Annotated in this window: 16 protein-coding genes; 5 read left to right on the forward strand and 11 right to left on the reverse strand. The window is 51.8% G+C overall.

Annotated features, from left to right (window positions below):
* Positions 1-48 precede the first annotated feature (48 nt).
* Positions 49-894: a helix-turn-helix domain-containing protein gene (locus VFS25_RS05355; RefSeq protein WP_326461093.1), complete on the reverse strand. Its 846-nt coding sequence runs from the start codon at positions 892-894 to the stop codon at positions 49-51.
* A 235-nt stretch (positions 895-1,129) separates the two neighbouring features.
* On the opposite strand from VFS25_RS05355, the gene VFS25_RS05360 reads away from it, so the two are divergent.
* Positions 1,130-3,355: a PQQ-binding-like beta-propeller repeat protein gene (locus VFS25_RS05360; protein ID WP_326461094.1), complete on the forward strand. Its 2,226-nt coding sequence runs from the start codon at positions 1,130-1,132 to the stop codon at positions 3,353-3,355.
* A gap of 78 nt (positions 3,356-3,433) precedes the next feature.
* On the opposite strand, the gene VFS25_RS05365 is transcribed toward VFS25_RS05360, so the two are convergent.
* Positions 3,434-3,778 (reverse strand): DUF3175 domain-containing protein, encoded by a 345-nt coding sequence (locus VFS25_RS05365; protein ID WP_326461095.1) that lies wholly within the window; start codon positions 3,776-3,778, stop codon positions 3,434-3,436.
* 42 nt (positions 3,779-3,820) lie between these two features.
* Positions 3,821-3,976, reverse strand: coding sequence for a hypothetical protein (locus tag VFS25_RS05370; RefSeq protein WP_326461096.1), 156 nt, complete (start codon positions 3,974-3,976; stop codon positions 3,821-3,823).
* A 408-nt stretch (positions 3,977-4,384) separates the two neighbouring features.
* On the opposite strand from VFS25_RS05370, the gene VFS25_RS05375 reads away from it, so the two are divergent.
* Positions 4,385-5,239: an oxidoreductase gene (locus VFS25_RS05375; RefSeq protein WP_326461097.1), complete on the forward strand. Its 855-nt coding sequence runs from the start codon at positions 4,385-4,387 to the stop codon at positions 5,237-5,239.
* Positions 5,240-5,278: 39 nt separating this feature from the next.
* Here VFS25_RS05375 and VFS25_RS05380 read toward each other — a convergent pair whose 3' ends face one another.
* Positions 5,279-5,998, reverse strand: a complete 720-nt coding sequence (locus tag VFS25_RS05380) for an ATP-binding cassette domain-containing protein (RefSeq protein WP_326461098.1) — start codon at positions 5,996-5,998, stop codon at positions 5,279-5,281.
* Positions 5,995-6,294: a hypothetical protein gene (locus VFS25_RS05385; protein ID WP_326461099.1), complete on the reverse strand. Its 300-nt coding sequence runs from the start codon at positions 6,292-6,294 to the stop codon at positions 5,995-5,997. The genes VFS25_RS05380 and VFS25_RS05385 overlap by 4 nt, the downstream gene beginning before the upstream one ends.
* 121 nt (positions 6,295-6,415) lie before the next feature.
* On the opposite strand from VFS25_RS05385, the gene VFS25_RS05390 reads away from it, so the two are divergent.
* The 3 genes from VFS25_RS05390 to VFS25_RS05400 all read left to right on the forward strand — a co-directional run bounded on the left by VFS25_RS05390 (position 6,416) and on the right by VFS25_RS05400 (position 12,274).
* A complete protein-coding gene (locus VFS25_RS05390) occupies positions 6,416-9,385 on the forward strand; it encodes a glycosyl hydrolase family 28-related protein (RefSeq protein ID WP_326461100.1) in 2,970 nt (989 codons plus the stop codon).
* Between the two features lie 71 nt (positions 9,386-9,456).
* The gene (locus VFS25_RS05395; RefSeq protein WP_326461101.1) at positions 9,457-10,455 is read left to right on the forward strand and encodes an SDR family oxidoreductase; all 999 of its coding nucleotides are present in this window, start codon (positions 9,457-9,459) and stop codon (positions 10,453-10,455) included.
* Between the two features lie 13 nt (positions 10,456-10,468).
* Positions 10,469-12,274 carry a glycoside hydrolase family 15 protein gene (locus VFS25_RS05400; RefSeq protein ID WP_326461102.1) on the forward strand — a complete coding sequence of 602 codons (1,806 nt, stop codon included), beginning with the start codon at positions 10,469-10,471 and terminating at the stop codon, positions 12,272-12,274.
* A gap of 150 nt (positions 12,275-12,424) precedes the next feature.
* On the opposite strand, the gene VFS25_RS05405 is transcribed toward VFS25_RS05400, so the two are convergent.
* From VFS25_RS05405 to VFS25_RS05430, 6 genes are all read right to left on the reverse strand, one after another.
* A complete protein-coding gene (locus VFS25_RS05405) occupies positions 12,425-13,816 on the reverse strand; it encodes a cytochrome b N-terminal domain-containing protein (RefSeq protein ID WP_326461103.1) in 1,392 nt (463 codons plus the stop codon).
* Between the two features lie 6 nt (positions 13,817-13,822).
* Complete coding sequence (locus VFS25_RS05410) at positions 13,823-14,329, reverse strand: Rieske (2Fe-2S) protein (protein ID WP_326461104.1); 507 nt, start codon at positions 14,327-14,329, stop codon at positions 13,823-13,825.
* Positions 14,307-14,540: a hypothetical protein gene (locus tag VFS25_RS05415; RefSeq protein ID WP_326461105.1), complete on the reverse strand. Its 234-nt coding sequence runs from the start codon at positions 14,538-14,540 to the stop codon at positions 14,307-14,309. Before VFS25_RS05415 ends, VFS25_RS05410 begins: the two co-directional genes overlap by 23 nt.
* Positions 14,533-15,339 (reverse strand): cytochrome c oxidase assembly protein, encoded by an 807-nt coding sequence (locus VFS25_RS05420; RefSeq protein WP_326461106.1) that lies wholly within the window; start codon positions 15,337-15,339, stop codon positions 14,533-14,535. The genes VFS25_RS05415 and VFS25_RS05420 overlap by 8 nt, the downstream gene beginning before the upstream one ends.
* Before the next feature lie 12 nt (positions 15,340-15,351).
* The gene (locus VFS25_RS05425) at positions 15,352-15,903 is read right to left on the reverse strand and encodes a heme-copper oxidase subunit III (RefSeq protein WP_326461107.1); all 552 of its coding nucleotides are present in this window, start codon (positions 15,901-15,903) and stop codon (positions 15,352-15,354) included.
* On the reverse strand, positions 15,893-17,141 hold a 1,249-nt coding region (locus VFS25_RS05430), incomplete at its 5' end, for a cytochrome c oxidase subunit I (protein ID WP_326461108.1). The genes VFS25_RS05430 and VFS25_RS05425, both read right to left, overlap by 11 nt.

Raw genomic sequence — 17,141 nt, forward strand, 5'->3', positions numbered from 1 at the left:
CTCCCTTTAGAAAATGGACACTCTTCCCGAAGATTTGATGATTTTTCCCTACGCCCTGGTTTGAATGGATTTTTTAAAGTCAGAGGGGCTCAGCGCTGTCTGGTTTTTAAAGAACCGGCTGAAATGCCCTGCATCCTCAAAACCCAGCTCCAGCGCTATTTCCTTGGCCGATTTGTCGGTATAATAGAACAGCCGCTTGGCTTCCTGTATAATCCTTTCCTGGATGATCTGCAGCGGGGAACGCTGGTTGTACAGGGCAAACAGGTTAGATAATGTTTTGGGAGATTTATTAAGGGCATTCGCATAAAACTGTACCTGGTGCTGCTGCTTGTAATGCTCTTCCACCATCAGTGTAAAATGGCGGATAATATCCAGCTTTGTTGCATTGATCTTTTCCGGGTCTATGTACTGCTTTTTAGCCAGGCGGGTGATCTTAATGATCAGCCTTACCAACAGGGTTCGCAGCATGGTGGCCTGTATCTCGTCTGCATCTTCCAGCTCGTCTTTAAACACTTCCAGCAGGGCTTTCATTTTCTGCTGCTCTTCCCCATCAATATAAATGAACAGGGGTTCCGATGCGCCGAAAATGAAGCCCACGCAGCTTACCTCTTTATCGTGGTCTATAATGCAGTAAAAATCGCGGTTAAACTGCCAGGCGATAATATCCTCCGGCCGCTCAAAGCGGAACGACTGGTTAATGACCAGCGGCAGTATGGAATTGGCCGGGAAGGTGCAGGTTACCTCATCTATCACCACCTGCTGCGCAGCACCGGTGTTCCAGGCAATGGTGAGGTATTGCAGCTTGCTGTCGCGCGTGAAGAAATACCGGTCAAACTGCGGCTCATGCATCACCAGCATCAGCTCCCCGCCTACAGCGGGATCTTTAAATATCATCTTCATCTGTTATCTGCTTGTTCCGGCTGCAAAAATCGGTTATGTCGGCCTCATTTCATACAGCAATTACAAATGGTGAAAAATATACGTTACAATCGTGCGTAGCCAACTTTAGAAATGTTCTAACCACGAATTTCAAATTATTATCTTACAATAATAAACACCGGAATTAATTATGCGTTCCTTGCATTCGTAATCCGTAATTAAATAATTCGTAATTGACCACGCTCCACGTATGAAATTAACCGCACTCACACGGCTATCCCTGCTGGTATTAGGCATGGCTGCCTGCCGGCATACCGCTTCCCACACAGATTACAGCAGCTGGCGCACCTATGCCGGCACCAAAGATGGTAACCGTTACTCGTCCAATGACCAGATCAATACCGGCAATGTGGCCAGGCTGCGGGTAGCCTGGACCTACAGCTCGCACGATAAAGACACCAATAACCACTCACAGATACAGTGCAACCCTATCATGGTAGACAGTACCCTGTATGGCACCAGTCCCCGCCTGAAGCTGTTTGCGCTAGATGCAGCCACCGGCATGCCCAGGTGGGTGTTTGACCCCGCCACGCTGGAAGACACGGCCAATGCCGATCCTATGGCCTTTTTTAAAGTGAGCCGCGGGGTAATGTACTGGCAAAGCGAAGATGGCAGCGACAAACGCATACTGTACAGCGCAGGCGAAAAAGTGTATGCCATTAATGCCCTTACCGGTAAGCAAATCACTCCTTTCGGCGACAGCGGGTACATTAACCTGGCCGTAAACCTCGACCGCGACACCGGCACCTACAACCCGTTTGTAGCAGCCACCACGCCTGGCATCATCTATAAAAACTTAATGATCATTGGCATGCGGGTGGCAGAATCCGCGGATGCGGCGCCCGGCCACATCCGCGCATATGACGTGCGCACCGGAAAACGCGCCTGGATATTCCATACCATTCCCCATCCCGGTGAAAAAGGATATAACACCTGGGAAGATACGGCTGCCTGGCGCAAATTCGGCGGGGCAAACAGCTGGGCCGGTATGTCGCTGGATGAAAACACCGGCGTGCTGTATGTACCTACCGGATCCATAGGCGGCGATTTTTACGGCGGCATCCGCAAAGGCGCTAACCTGTACGGCAATTCACTGATAGCGCTGGATGCAGCAACCGGCAAATACCTGTGGCATTACCAGGTGGTGCATCATGACCTGTGGGACCGCGACCTGGCCGCCAATCCCAACCTGGTAACCATACGGCATGATGGTAAAAAGATCGACGCCGTAGCGCAGGTTACCAAACATGGGTACATTTTTGTTTTTGACCGCCATAACGGGCAGCCGGTATTTCCCATTAAAGAAACACCCGTACCTGCAAATGGGTTGCCGGGTGAAGCCCCCTGGCCCACACAGCCCATACCTGCGCTGCCCGAGCCTTTTGCCCGGCAGCACTTTGACAGTACAGATGTATTTGGCGTTACCCCGGCGGCTTATGCAATGCTGATGGAGCAATTCCGCCGGGTAAAGTACAATACCATGTTTACCCCGCCCGGCAAAGAAGGCGGATGGATATTCCCCGGTTTTGACGGCGGCGGGGAATGGGGCGGCGCCGCTGCAGACCCGGAAACCGGCATCCTGTATATCAACAGCAGCGAGCTGCCCTGGTCTTTAACCATGATTGACATGCCCGATAAAATGAGCAATGCCAATCCTGAATACAAGGGTAAGGCAGTGTATGGAAAATATTGTGTGGCCTGCCATGGCCCTGAGCTGAAAGGCAACGGCAGCTCCTACCCTTCATTAGTAGACATCGGGAAAAAATATTCCGTTACACAGCTGCAGGATATTATTGCGCATGGCAGGAACATGATGCCTGCCTTTAAAATGGATGCGGGAGAAAAACAGGCGCTGCTCGCCTTTTTGCTGCACCTGCAGGAAAAGCAGCCTGCCATAGCCGCCACTAAAAAAGAGCTGCCCAAAGAACCGGGCAGCACCGACAGCCTGCGCATGAAAAAAAGTATACTGGATGAAGTGCCTTATACCATGACCGGCTACAACCGTTTCCTGGATGCAGACGGCTACCCGGGTATAAAACCGCCCTGGGGCACGCTGAATGCGGTAAACCTGAATACTGGCAAGCTGTTATGGAAAGTACCGCTGGGCGAATACGCAGCGCTTACAAAAAAAGGCATACCGGTTACCGGCACGGAAAATTATGGCGGCCCGCTGGTAACCAAAGGCGGCATTGTATTTATTGCAGCTACCAAAGATGAAAAAATACGCGCGTTTGATAAAGCTACCGGTAAGGTATTGTGGGAAGCGCCTTTGCCTGCAGCCGGCTATGCTACACCAGCCACCTACATGGCGCATGGCAGGCAGTACGTGGTAATTGCCTGCGGCGGTGGTAAAATAGGAAGCAAATCGGGAGATACATATGTAGCGTTTGCGCTAGAAAACGGGGAAGATAAGTAATGGCAAAAGCGTTAGTTTCATTTTTGTAATTACAGAAATGAAATTGAGGCGCTACAGCCAATACGGTTATGAGAGCGCTTATTGCTCTTCTCTGCCAAACGCTACCCGCAGCTCATTCTTGGCCTTTTCCAGCACATTCTTCTGTTTCTTCGGCAAATTCTTACCTGCACGGTTAATATAAAAGGTAAGCATGGACATTGCCGACCGGTACGGGCTGGATTTACGCCGGTGGCTTTTAACTGCAGATGATTTCAACGACTGCGCAATCTCTTTTGGATCGTGCGACTCAAAAATATTCTGCTTTAAGTCCAGCGCATTGCTGTGCTTTGTAACATTTGCAGACCACTTCCTGGGGTGTTGGGCTGTTTTATGAGCCGTAGCCTTCTTATGAGTGGTGGCCTTCTTTTTTGTGGCGGTTACCATATGACAACGTTTTTAATGATCCGGATAAAGCACTGCATTTGCTCATGCAGTGCTGTTCCCTTGTGCATCGCAGCTTTCCTGCGCTTGTTGCTCGCAGCGGTTGGCCTTCATCCGCACGGCGCCTGGCGCCTTTAAAGGGGAAATCCTTTGTGTTACTTCAATCATCTTATTCTTGGAAGCGCCGCCGATGAGTTCCATTGAACCGTATCTCCTTTTTCAAACTGCTCCTTTATGTATAAATAGCGAAAAAAATCGCGCCAGTTTGCGCTCATACGCAGCCCGCGCCATTGCTGCGGCCTTTTATGAACAAAGTGTTGCGGTTTGTAAACAATAATTAACCGGCAGCCTGTGCAGGCGCCGGCAGCAGTAACTGCGGTACGGCAGCAATTAAAGCGCAAAGCGTAAAAGCGTGGGTGCAACCGCCGGTCAACAGTAGCTATTGCTTAACCGGGTTGAACAGCGGCGAATAATGCCCACCCGGAAAGGTGGCTCACCGGACAGGCAACCCGCTTCTCAATTGTTTGAATTTTGCAATAATACGTTTGAACAATGTAACAATGCACGCTTTACCCTGCCCTAATTTTGCCTTATCAAAAACACCCGATTATGAACAGCAAAAAAACATGGTTTATTACCGGCGCCTCCAAAGGCTTAGGGCTCGCCTTTGTGAAGGAGCTATTGCAACAGGGCCACCAGGTGGCCGCTACCTCCAGGAAATTAGACGACCTGGTAGCAGCCGTTGGTAAAGATGTAGCAGGCTTTTTTCCATTAGCGGTGGACCTCAAAACAGAAAGCAGCGTACGCAATGCCATTGCTGCCACTATTCATCATTTTGGCCGGATAGATGTAGTGGTCAATAACGCCGGCTACGGGCTGGTAGGCAGCCTGGAAGAGCTGACCGACCAGGAAAGCCGCGATAACTTTACCGTTAACGTATTTGGTACATTGAACGTAATACGCAACGTAATGCCGTACCTGCGCGAGCAACGGTCCGGCCATATCTTCAACATTTCTTCCATCGGCGGCTTTAACGGCAACTTCCCCGGCTTTGGCATTTACTGCGCCACCAAGTTTGCCGTAGAAGGGTTGTCTGAGTCACTGGCAGCGGAAGCCAAAGAGTTTGGGATTAATGTAACCATTGTATCGCCCGGCTACTTCCGCACCAACTTCCTGGAATCCGACTCGCTGCGGGTGCCTGCCAGTGAAATTGCCGCATACAAAACTGTACGCGAAATACAACAGCGGCACCAGCACGATATAAACCGCAACCAGGCGGGCGACCCGCAGAAAGCCGCTGCTGTGGTCATGCGCGTTGCCGAAGAAAAAAATCCGCCTTTACACCTGTTCCTGGGCGCCGATGCATATGAGCTGGCACAGGTGAAAATAGCTGCTGTAGAAAAGGATATGGAAAGCTGGGAAAGCGTGGCCACTGCCACTGCTTTTGAAGCAGCTGCTGTTTAACATACTGTAGAAGGTAATTGCAAGGGGCTGCGGTACACGCTACTGCGGCCCTTTGTTTGTTAACCGCGTAACGTCCTGCGACAGTTCCTGTAACGCGCCGGCCGGTAAATACTGATGATCTTCCAACTCCTGCAGCGATTTAATGTGCTTGCAAACACCGTTGGTGATTAGTAATATCGCTGTGCTGTTATCAATAATATTCCGGTAATCGTGATCTGTAATAATGAAGCCTTTAAACGGGCGGCTGGCCTGCAGCAGTTCAGCAATGTGCGTTTTATAAATGGGTTCAATGCCTGAGAAAGGCTCGTCCAGCAAAATAAACGCGGCATCCAGATGTATCAGCAGCAGTATTTCCAGGTAACGCAGTTCTCCGCCGGAAAGCTCCCCTGTTCTTTTATGCAGATGTGGTTGCACCCTTTCATTGGTAAGCACCTTACGCCTGGCTTCCTTATTACGTATAAACAGCTCCGTTATACGCTTTACGGACAGGTTGGCAGGTAGAAAATGATGTTGCGGCAAATAGGCTACCAACTTTTTTGCAGTATAAGGGTGGGTATGAGGCTTACCGTTAAAACGGATGCTTTTGTTAACGGCGCTTTCCGTACCGAAAATAATTTTCAACAGGGTAGATTTACCGCTGCCATTACGGCCCAGGATGCCGATAATATCGCCTGTTTCGCATTTTATGTAACAGTCCGTCAGCAGCTCCCGCACTCCTGTATATTTTAATATGCCGTCTGCTTCCAGTACCTGCTTCATGCCACTATATTCTTAAGCATTAAGCATAGGCCCCACACCGGCAGCCCCAACAGGTAGGATAACAATATGAGCCGCCCCCTGGAAAAACCCTTGTTGTAATAGAAATAATACTGGTGCCTGCTCCGCAGCTCATAAAAGAACAGCGCCAGCAAGTAACCGCCTGTAAAAAAGGAGATCAGGAAAGTGCGGAAAAAAGCCGCCAGGCGGTCTTCGCCGCTTATCATCCCCATTGCGCCTGCAATGCAGGAAAACAAAAAATTAAACCCCTGTATGGATCTATAATAATGGAGCAACATGTAATGACTGATTTACGCCGGTTAAAGATAGGTTTTTTGCGCTGCTGCTTCCGCCGTCAGATTTTATTGGCATTCTTCTATTTTGGAAGTATTTTGTTTCCACTATAAAATTCCACTACATATGTTTCCACGCGTCAAGGCTATGATAATGCTGGCTCTCCTGGTGGCCGGCAGCATAAACGTTTTCGGCCAGTTCACACCGGGGCAGTCACTATACACACAAAAACCGGATGACACTGCAGCAGTATACTTCAACGCCGGCAAGGCCGCCGATGTATCGGATCAGCTGCAGGCGGCTATTAACCAGCTGAAGAAAAACCGCAACTTCGGCATTCTCTTTATCCCCGAAGGCACCTACTATATTTCCAAAACCATTTACATACCGGCCGCCATCCGTTTAATCGGCTACGGGCAGCACCGGCCGCTGATTGTGCTAAAGCGCAATGCGCCCGGCTTCGGGGAAGAACATCCAAACGATAAAGGCAGGGCTGCTTATATGTTCTGGTTCACCAGCAGCCCGGTGGAGCCTGGCGGCCAGGTGAACGATGCCGGCGCCGGCACCTTTTACAGCGCCCTTTCCAATATAGACCTGAAAATTGAAGACGGCAATCCTGCCGCCGTAGCGCTCCGCACCCACTTTGCGCAGCACAGCTTTATATCCCACTGCAACATTGCCATAGGCAACGGTAAAGCCGGGCTGTTTGATGTAGGCAATATGATGGAAGATGTAAAATTCTATGGCGGCGACTACGGCATTTATACCACCAAAGCATCGCCGGGGTGGCAGTTTATGATGATGGACACCTACTTTGAAGGGCAGCGCAAAACAGCCGTTAAAACGCAGCAGGCAGGTTTTACCATTGTGCGCATGCAGGTAAGGAACGCGCCTGCCGCTATACAGGTCGACAGCAACTACTGGGAAAAGATATTCATGGAAAACTGCCGGTTTGAAAATATCAGCGGCCCCGCCATCCGCCTGAGCGATGAAGGCAATGCCAACATGCAGCTGAACATCCGCCGGCTGTATTGCAGGAAAGTGCCGGTGCTGGTGCACTACCCCAAAACCGATACCGCTACCAAAGCACCGGGCAATGCCTATGTGGTAAACACCTTTACCTACGGGCTGCAGATAAACGACCTGGGGCAGGAAGGGCAATACACCTGCACGCAGGATATACAGCCGCTTAAAACCATACCTGCCGCCCTTGAAAGCGATATTCCTGCGCTGCCGCCTATGCCGCAATGGGTGAACCTGAAAACCCTGGGCGCAAAAGGAGATGGCATTACCGACGACACCAAAGCCATACAGGAAGCAGTAAATAAGTACCCGGTGATTTATGTGCCCCAGGGCGCTTACCGCATATCAGAAACCATACACCTGCAGCCCAATACTGTTTTAATAGGCCTGCATCCCATGGCCACCCATTTTGCCCTGGCAGAGCATGCGCCTGCATTCGGCGGCTTTGGCGCGCCCAAAGCCATGGTGGAAGCGCCGCCCGGCGGCGCCAATATCATTACCGGCATTGGCCTGTACACGGCAGAAAGCAACTACCGCGCCGTAGCCTGTAAATGGATGGCCGGCGAACATTCCATGATAGATGATGTAAAGTTCATAGGCGGACATGGCACCATGCGCCCCGGCACCAAAACAGGCTGGCAGTGGGAAGAAAGGGAGCCTGCGCCCAACGGCCGCCGTACCGTTGGTAACCCGCTGTGGGACACCCAGTACTGGAGCCTGTGGGTAACCAATAACGGTGGCGGTATTTTTAAGAATATCTGGTCGGCCAGCACCTTTGCCACCGCGGGCTTTTATGCTAACAACACTACCACACGGGGCCGTATATACGCCATGTCTGTTGAGCATCATGTACGCAATGAAGTGCGGTTTAAGCAGGTGGCCAACTGGCACGTATATGCGCTGCAGTTGGAAGAGGAAAGCGTGGAAAGCTCAGAATGCCAGCCCCTGGAAATTGACCACTGTAAAAACATGACCTTTGCCAACCTGTACACCTTTCGCGTAATACGGGTAAAGGTGCCCTACCCGTATGCCGTTCGCACCTGGGACTGCGCCGGGCTGGAGCTGCTGAACATGCATAATTACAGCCAGATCAAGTATACCACCGATAACCCGCTGTATGATATAAACACCGATATTGAAGTGCGGCCAACAGAGTTTGCCCGGCTGTACATCAGCGGCAACAAACCTTCACAAAAGCATGGGTGCGACAGCAGCATACAACGCCTGGCTAAAGGGTTTGAGTTTGCCGTTGGCCTTTGTGCCGACTCAAAGGGCAATGTATACTTTGCAGAGCAGCGTATGAAACGCGTGTACAAATGGAATGCTGCTGCACAATCGCTGGAGCTGCTGGCGGATTTTCCCTGGGAGCCCCTTTCGCTGGCCTGCGACTCACAGGACAACCTGCTGGTAGTGTTCCGCTATAATCCTCAGCCCGGCCTGCTCATAAACGGACAGCCGGAGCATTATGAAAATCCGCCGGACGCTGCCGGCACTTCGTTCAGCGGCTGGGGCAACTCCGGCTTCGGCACCCTCGTATACGCCGTTGATCCCGGCGCGCCGGAAAACACCATCCACCTGCTGAATAAATCACCCATGGGCGCTGTGCACAATGTTTACAAAGCATTATACCCTTCCAACCGCTGGCGCGATTATCATGATTTTAATACTATCACCATAAACCGCAATACCGAATGTTGGGTAGCGCCGGATGGCCGTACCATTATACCTGTATGCTACGACCTGGCGCGCGCATGCGCCCTGGTGCAGGCTTTTCCCGGCAAGCCGCTGTACGCCGCAGATGAATATGACAAGCGTACTGTAAAATGTGAGGTAGATGCGCAGGGCTACTTATCAAACCTCAGCTATTTTGCGGAAAAAGGCGAGTTCAGCGCAATACCGGATGAACAGGGCAATGTGTGGATAGCCGACGGGCAGCTATACCGCTTTGACGCGGCAGGTAAACAACGCAAGTGGCTACCCGTACCGGAACGGCCCTCTACCCTGGCCATTACCGGCGGCAACACGCTGTACTTTACAGGTCGCACAGCATTATACCGCACGGTTATTAAATAACAACCTGCCGCAAAATCGGGCTGCGGCACAAACATTGCACTTTTCCTGGCGGTAACGTTAATCTGCATACCATGGTACATGATGAGTTCCGCGATAAGGTAGTAGTAATTACAGGCGCATCGGCCGGTGTAGGCAGGGTTACAGCCTGGGAATTTGCCAAACAGGGCGCACGCGTGGTGCTGCTGGCCCGCGGCAAAGACGGGCTGGAAGCGGCTTCCCGGGAAGTAGAGCAGTATGGCGGCAAAGCGCTGGCTATAACAGTGGATGTAGCTGACCCGGAAGCGCTGGCGGCGGCGGCGGATATTGCAGAAAAACAATTCGGGCCAATAGATGTTTGGGTAAATAATGCCATGAATAGTGTATTTGCCCCCCTGAAAAATATTACCCCGCAGGAATTTAAACGCGTTACCGAAGTCACTTACCTGGGCCAGGTATATGGCGCCATGACGGCCCTGAAACGCATGCTGCCGCGTAACCGGGGCTCCATTGTGCTGGTAGGCTCTGCCCTGGCCTACCGCGGCATTCCCCTGCAATCGGCCTACTGCGGCTCAAAGCATGGCATACAGGGGTTTTACGACTCTCTCCGCTGCGAGCTGAAGCACGATAAAAGCAATATAAAAATGTGCATGGTGGAGCTGCCGGCCATGAACACCACACAGTTTCACTGGGTGCTCAGCAAACTGCCCAACAAGCCCCGGCCCATGGGCAAGGTGTACCAGCCGGAAGTAGCTGCCAGGGCCATTGTATTTGCGGCAGCGCATAACCGCAGGGATATTTGGGTAGGCTTTCCTACCTACAAAGCCATTATCGGCAATAAAATTGCGCCCTGGTATGCCGACTGGGTACTTGCACGCAACGGCTATAAAGGACAGCAAACAGATGAACCAGCCGGCCTTGACCGTGTTAATAATGTATGGGAGCCGGTGCCCGGCGATCCCGGTGCTTACGGCAGCTTTAAAAACATTGCCACCAACCGCAGTGTTACCCTGTGGCTAACCATGCACCGTGAGTGGGTATGGGCTGCCCTTGCGCTGCTGGTGATCGCGCTGGTTTGGATAATAGCAGGATAACTATCATCATTATATGGATAAAGGCAAACAATCAGATTACCAGCCGATAGAGAACTACGGCATTGTAGGTAACCTGCACACCGTAGCCCTGGTATGTTTAAACGGGTCTATTGATTTTATGTCATTCCCCAGGTTTGATGCCCCTACAATTTTCTGCAAGCTGCTGGATGCGCACAAAGGCGGCAGCTTTTGTCTTACGCCTATTATGGAAGGCATTATCTCCAAACAGCTGTACCTGCCCGATACCAATGTGCTGGTAACACGCTTTTTTTCCGAAGAAGGCATTGCGGAAATGATAGATTATATGCCCGTTACAGGTGATGAAAGTAAATGTGCGCTCATCAGGAAGATCACCACCATACGGGGCAAAATAAATTTCCGCATGACCTGCGCGCCGCGGTTCAATTACAGCCGTACCTCCCACACCGTTACCATGCATGGCAACAGCATTCATTTTACACCGGAGCAGGATGATAAGCTGCTGCCATGCTGGCTTACCAGTAATGTGAAAATGCAGGTAAAGGGTAAGGATGCCGTAGCCTCCTTTACATTAAAGGAAGATGAAAGCGCCTGTTTTTTGCTGGAGTCGCCCGTGAATAAGAACAACCGTAAGCGCAACCTGGATGATTATGTGAACTTTACCTACCAACAAACCATCCGCTACTGGCAAAACTGGCTGGCCCTTTCCAATTACAGCGGGCACTGGAAAGAAATAGTGCACCGCTCTGTACTTACACTCAAGCTGCTGATCTCCAACAAATACGGCTCTATGGTGGCCGCTCCCACCTTTGGCCTGCCGGAGTCTATCGGGCACGGGCGGAACTGGGATTACCGCTACACCTGGATAAGGGATGCCGCCTTTGCCATGCATGCCTTTTTGCAGCTGGGTTTCCTGGATGAGGCTAAAGCCTTTTTGCAATGGGTAAAAGACCAAAGCACGCAAAAAGAGCTGCAGCTGATGTTTGCCGTAGACGGCAGCAATAACCTGGACGAGCTGGAGCTGAACCACCTGCACGGCTACATGGGCTCCAGGCCCGTGCGCATTGGTAATAACGCCTATAAGCAAACGCAGATGGATGTGTACGGGGAGCTGCTGCAAACCATTTATATTTATGCGCTGCACGGCGGGGATATTACCTACGAATACTGGAAAATTATTGAGCACTATGTGAACGCGGTAATTGACAACTGGGATTGCCCTGACCACAGCATATGGGAAGTGCGCGGTATAAAACGCGAGTTCCTTTTTTCAAGGGTCATGTGCTGGGTAGCGCTGGACCGCGCCATAAAAATCGCCAACCACTTCTCTTTCCCGTTCGATACACTGAAGTGGTACCAGGTAAGGGACGAGATATATAAAGATGTATATGAGAATTTCTGGAACGAGGAGCGGCAGTCCTTTGTACAGTTCAAAGGAGGCGACACCATTGACGCCAGCGCCTTGCTGATGCCGCTGCTGCACATTGTTTCCCCCAACTCCGAAAAATGGCAGCAAACCATGCAGGCCATTGACAATGAGCTAAGCCTGGATGTGCTGGTGTACCGCTACCAGGAAAAGCAGCAGGAAATAGATGGGATGACCGGCCCCGAAGGCACCTTTACCATGTGCTCTTTCTGGCATATTGAATGCCTTGCCCTGCGGGGCGAAACAGAAAAAGGAAGGGAGCATTTTGAAAAGATGATCGGCTATGCCAACCACCTGGGCCTGTTCTCCGAACAGCTGGGCATTAAGGGCGAGCATCTCGGCAATTTCCCGCAAGCCTTTACCCACCTGGGCTTAATAAGCGCCGCCATACAGCTTAGCAAAAAGAAAATATGACACAAAAAGTAAAAAAGCAAAAATTAAAAAACCTCCAGGTTAAGTGCGTAATACCAGGTATATAAAGTTCATGCTGTAATATGTGGCACAACCTGCTTTCTCATAAACGATACTGAGCGTTCTGCTTTTTACTTTTTAATTTTTGCTTTTTTACTTTTCCTTTTGCAGAAAAGCTACCAGCGCCGCCAGCTCATCCTTCCGCAGCATGCCGCCATATGCCGGCATCTCATCACCACCGTTTACAATACGTATATTCATTTCCGTTGCATTCAGCCGCAGGCCCACGGTAGTAAGGTCAGGCCCGGTAAGGCCGCCTTTGCCTTTTATTTTATGGCAGTACAGGCAGCCCTTTTCATAGAACAATGCCGCGCCGTGTATAACCGTTGTGTCCTGCGACTGGATAGACCCGGGTGTTAAAGGTTTTACGCCAAAATTGGGCGCCCAGGGTGAGCTCATGCCCAGCATCAGCAGGTTAAACACGATAGCCGTTACGCATACCACACCAAATACCGCCCATGGGCGCCGTATGGGGCTGCGCTCTCCTCTTTTGGCAATAAAGGGTACCGACAGTAAAACGATAATGGTTAAAATAGGCCCTATAAAAATAGCGTACGACTCTATTTTCGGCGGCATAAGCGCAAACAGCGAAAATATTGCCAGCATGTACCAGTCGGGCCGCGGCGTGGTGTACACAAACGAAGGGTCGGGCGGCTGCGTAAGCTCCGGCGGGCCATATATAAGCGCCAGGCAAAGAATGGCGATAATGGTAATAACGCCAAACACGGCGTCGCGCCAGGCGGCGTAGGGCCAAAAAGGCACGCCTTCCTTTTCCAGCATTTGTTTGTACCACGCCCGGTACCTGGAAGGATCTACCGGGCGGCCGGCCTTTGGCGGTTCTGAAATGCCGTTGCGTATCACCAGCATTAAGTGGTAACCCACAAACAGGAAAATAAAAGCCGGTATGATGAACACGTGGTAAGAAAAAAAACGGCTTAGCGTATGCCCGCCGATAGTGCTGCCGCCCAGCAGCCAGCGGGCTGCCCAGGTGCCTATAACCGGTATGCGGCCCAGCTGCTCCGCAGCTACCACCGACGACCATACGCCGTTGGAGTCCCAGCGCAGCAGCTGTCCTGTAAAACCCATCATAACAGTAAGCAGTAACAGCACTACGCCGCTTATCCACGACATTTCACGCGGGTACTTATACGCTGCCGTAATGTACACGCGTATCATGTGCGCGCCTACCATAATGATCATACCGGAAGCGCCGAAATAATGAATACCGCGCAGCCAGCGTCCCATCACCGCCTGGTGGGTAATAAAGTTCAGCGACTCATAAGCACCGGATGCAGAAGGCTGGTACAGCAGGGAAAGCGCCACCCCTGTAATTACCTGCAGCACCAGGCAAAACAGCGTGGCGCTGCCAAACACATAAGCCCACCGGGAGCCGGGCGGCACCCGGTGCTCCATCAGTGGTTTAAATATCTCCGTAAAGCCGCTGCGGTCATCTATCCAGTTCCATATTTTCTTTAAACGCTGCATAGTTTTTTAAGCGCTGATGTTGGTAATAGGCAAAGGCCTTGTTTTTATTTCCACATGCTGCCGGTGAACGCGCACCTGGTAGCGCGTTAGCGGCTTGGGTGGCGGGCCTGCTGCTACAGAGCCGTCTTTGTAATACACTCCGCCATGGCAGGGGCACATAAACAACGATGCTTTATCCACCCAGCGCACGGGGCAGCCCAGGTGGGTGCAGTTGGCGGAAAAGGCGGTAAACCGGTTGCCTGCATCACGGCGCAGCCACACGGCAGTGCGCGCATTTACGCCGGCCCAGGGCTCAGGCGCCGCGTTTTCAAAAGTCACCAGCCGGGTAACGCCTATGTCAAAATCATCTACCGTGCCTACCTGGCGCCAGGTATCGGGCACTTTTTCCAGCAGCGGCGCCAGCAAGGCGCTGAGCACAGGCACACTGGCCAGCGCTGCCGCCAGGCCGCCCAGTCCCAGGCTAAGCTTTACTAAAAACGCCCTCCGCTGTTCATTCGTTTGGTGTGTCTTCATGCCGTAACAGGTTGATCCAGCCAATAATGGCAACAATAAATACAAGCACGCCGGCCAGCAGTATAACCCAGGTAGAGATCAGTCCCCAGCCGATGAACATAAGCCCCAGGGCCAGGAAAAAAGGCCAGTATGTGGGATGCGGCAGTCTTTCAGGCCGGGCCTTTTCCCAATCCGGCTGCGGGATGATCACATTGTTTTCAACATCAGTCATAAGTTGCGCTTAAAGTGTTAATGGTATTGCCGGCAAACCAGCGCTGCAGCAGCAACAAGCAGCCGGCCAGGTATATGAAGCAGCAGGGCACCCACATAATAAGGCCCGCGGCCTGCTGGTCTGCCGCGCGGGAAAGCCCCCAGGGGCCGCTGCCCGTACTGTGCATCATGGCGTCCATATCAATGTAATGATGGTAGGTGCCTAACGGGGCAAATGTGATCAGTAAGCCCAATAGTGAACAGGTTATGCAGGCCGTAAACAAATACAGCACCCCCTGCAGCGGGTGAATGTGGTAACGCGGCACCGGCCCTGCCAGCGGCCAGCAAAAAAGCATGCCGGCCAGCACCATGCCTGCTGTGTGCAACAGCGGCAATATGCTGTAGGGCGCGTGCATTTGCGCTGCCGCGGCATCAAACACCGCGGGAATATGCCAGCACCACATTAACCCTACGCCGGCCATCCACCCCAGCCAGCTGCGCCTGTACAGGAAAGCCGACAGCCTGTTAACCCCGTGCTGCAATCGTTCAGGCAACACCGTGGGTATGCTTAATACCAGCAAAGGCCCGCATACCAGCAGCAGCATAATGTGTGTGATCATATGCGCGCTGAAGTAATAACGCATCCCTAAATAGTGCAGGGGCGAACAGGCCGCCAGTACAAAAACGCTCATTCCCAGCCAGAAGAACAGCGCGCGTTTTTGCCGTTTAAAGCCACTCAGCCAATAGTAGGCACCGGTTACGGCCAGCAGCAACGCTATATTAACGGGTGAAAAATTCCATTGTGTAAGAACGGTTTCCATGTGCATACCGTTTTATAAATGAGGTAATACATAAATGATTGTAAATACAAACAGCCATACTACATCTACAAAATGCCAGTACATGCCAATGGTGCTGATAGCGGATGAGGAACGGCGGCGGTCAAAATCGCCCAGGAAAGCCATTGTGGCAATAATAGCCAGCAGCACCAGCCCCGCAAACACATGCAGGCCATGAAAGCCGGTAAGCGTAAAAAAGCTGGAGCCGAACATGCTGCCGCCGGGACTTACATGCTCACGCAGCAGCCTGGTGTACTCTATACCCTGGCCGCACAGGAATATAGCGCCCAAGGCAATGGTGGCCAGCAGCCATAGCTTCAAATGTTTTATACGGCCATGCTTATAGCTGGCTGCAGCCCTTTCAAACGTAAAGCTGCTGCTGAACAGCAGCACGCTGAAAAGGCCGGTGGTTTTAATGCTAAGGCGCTGCACCTCTGCGGGCGCAAAGCCGGTAACCTTTGAAAAATATACATAGGCTACTATCAGCGAAAGAAAGAACAGCGCTTCTGTTCCTATCACCAGTTTCATCATCAGCTTATTTTCCATGGTCGTTGTTATTTTTCCAGTCGGCGTCTGACGGGCGTTTATAATCGCGGAAAGGCCGGGCGCTTCTTACGGGCAGCACTGTATGAAAGTTGCGCAGCTGCGGGGTCGATGTAGTGGTCCATTCCAGGGTATTGGCGTCCCAGGGATCGGGGGGCGCCGGCGCTCCCCGTTTTACCGCCTTAACAATAATGTAAACCAGCAGCAATATTGAAAAGCCCATTAAAAAAGCGCCAATGCCGGAAATAATGTTCAGTGTGCGCCAGCCCGGCAGGTCCGGGTAGGTGTATACGCGGCGGGGCATGCCCATAGCGCCCAGGGCGTGCTGCACCAGGAAGGTGAGGTTAAACCCGGTTACAAACAGCCAGAAGAACCAGCGGCTGAGCCTTTCATTTAACATGCGCCCGCTTATTTTCGGAAACCAGTAGAACAGGCCGGCCAGCAGGCCAAAAAGACTGCCGCCTACAAACACATAATGCAGGTGCGCCACCACGTAATAGGTGTCTGTAAGCTGCCAGTCAATAGGCACAATAGAAAATGATATGCCGCTTAACCCGCCTATGGTAAACTCTACCAGGAATGCAACAGAGAACAGCATTGAAACGGTGAAACGCAGGCTGCCCTTATACATGGTGGCCAGCCAGTTAAAGATCTTTACCCCGGTGGGCACGCCTATCAGCAGGCTGGCGGCTGAAAAAAAATTGTTCACAGTGTTGCCCAGGCCCGCAGCAAACATATGGTGCACCCACACGCCAAAGGCCAGCAGCGCAATGGCAATGCCCGAAGCTACCACAAACGCATACCCGAAAATAGGCTTGCGGCTGAACACCGGGAATACTTCTGAAAAAATGCCAAACACCGGCAGTATCAGGATATATACTTCGGGATGGCCGAACAGCCAGAACAAATGCTGCCATAAAATGGCGGAGCCGCCGGCGGTTGCGGAAAAGAAATGGGTATGCAGCTGCCGGTCCAGCAACAGCATGGCCAAGGCTGCATTTAAAGCGGGAAAAGCCGCCAGCACCAAAAAAGAGTTTACCAGCACCATCCACACAAACAGGGGCATATACCGCAAACGCATGCTGCGCACCCGGTACACCAGTATGGTCACAACCAGGTTAATGGATGTGGTTACGGTACCAATGCCGCCCAGCAGCAAACCGGTACAGTAATAATCAACTCCCGGCGATGAGGAATAGTTATACTGGTTCAGCGGCGCATAGTTAAACCAGCCGGCATCC

This window comes from Chitinophaga sp., assembly GCF_035761305.1.
Classification (GTDB): domain Bacteria; phylum Bacteroidota; class Bacteroidia; order Chitinophagales; family Chitinophagaceae; genus Chitinophaga.

Coding starts and splice junctions, on each gene's coding strand:
- VFS25_RS05425 (WP_326461107.1), bottom strand. CDS start 15,903: ATGGAAAATAAGCTGATGATGAAACTGGTGATAGGAACAGAAGCGCTG.
- VFS25_RS05365 (WP_326461095.1), bottom strand. CDS start 3,778: ATGGTAACCGCCACAAAAAAGAAGGCCACCACTCATAAGAAGGCTACG.
- VFS25_RS05360 (WP_326461094.1), top strand. CDS start 1,130: ATGAAATTAACCGCACTCACACGGCTATCCCTGCTGGTATTAGGCATG.
- VFS25_RS05415 (WP_326461105.1), bottom strand. CDS start 14,540: ATGACTGATGTTGAAAACAATGTGATCATCCCGCAGCCGGATTGGGAA.
- VFS25_RS05420 (WP_326461106.1), bottom strand. CDS start 15,339: ATGGAAACCGTTCTTACACAATGGAATTTTTCACCCGTTAATATAGCG.
- VFS25_RS05405 (WP_326461103.1), bottom strand. CDS start 13,816: ATGCAGCGTTTAAAGAAAATATGGAACTGGATAGATGACCGCAGCGGC.
- VFS25_RS05370 (WP_326461096.1), bottom strand. CDS start 3,976: ATGGAACTCATCGGCGGCGCTTCCAAGAATAAGATGATTGAAGTAACA.
- VFS25_RS05385 (WP_326461099.1), bottom strand. CDS start 6,294: ATGTTGCTCCATTATTATAGATCCATACAGGGGTTTAATTTTTTGTTT.
- VFS25_RS05400 (WP_326461102.1), top strand. CDS start 10,469: ATGGATAAAGGCAAACAATCAGATTACCAGCCGATAGAGAACTACGGC.
- VFS25_RS05390 (WP_326461100.1), top strand. CDS start 6,416: ATGTTTCCACGCGTCAAGGCTATGATAATGCTGGCTCTCCTGGTGGCC.
- VFS25_RS05355 (WP_326461093.1), bottom strand. CDS start 894: ATGATATTTAAAGATCCCGCTGTAGGCGGGGAGCTGATGCTGGTGATG.
- VFS25_RS05395 (WP_326461101.1), top strand. CDS start 9,457: ATGGTACATGATGAGTTCCGCGATAAGGTAGTAGTAATTACAGGCGCA.
- VFS25_RS05410 (WP_326461104.1), bottom strand. CDS start 14,329: ATGAAGACACACCAAACGAATGAACAGCGGAGGGCGTTTTTAGTAAAG.
- VFS25_RS05380 (WP_326461098.1), bottom strand. CDS start 5,998: ATGAAGCAGGTACTGGAAGCAGACGGCATATTAAAATATACAGGAGTG.
- VFS25_RS05375 (WP_326461097.1), top strand. CDS start 4,385: ATGAACAGCAAAAAAACATGGTTTATTACCGGCGCCTCCAAAGGCTTA.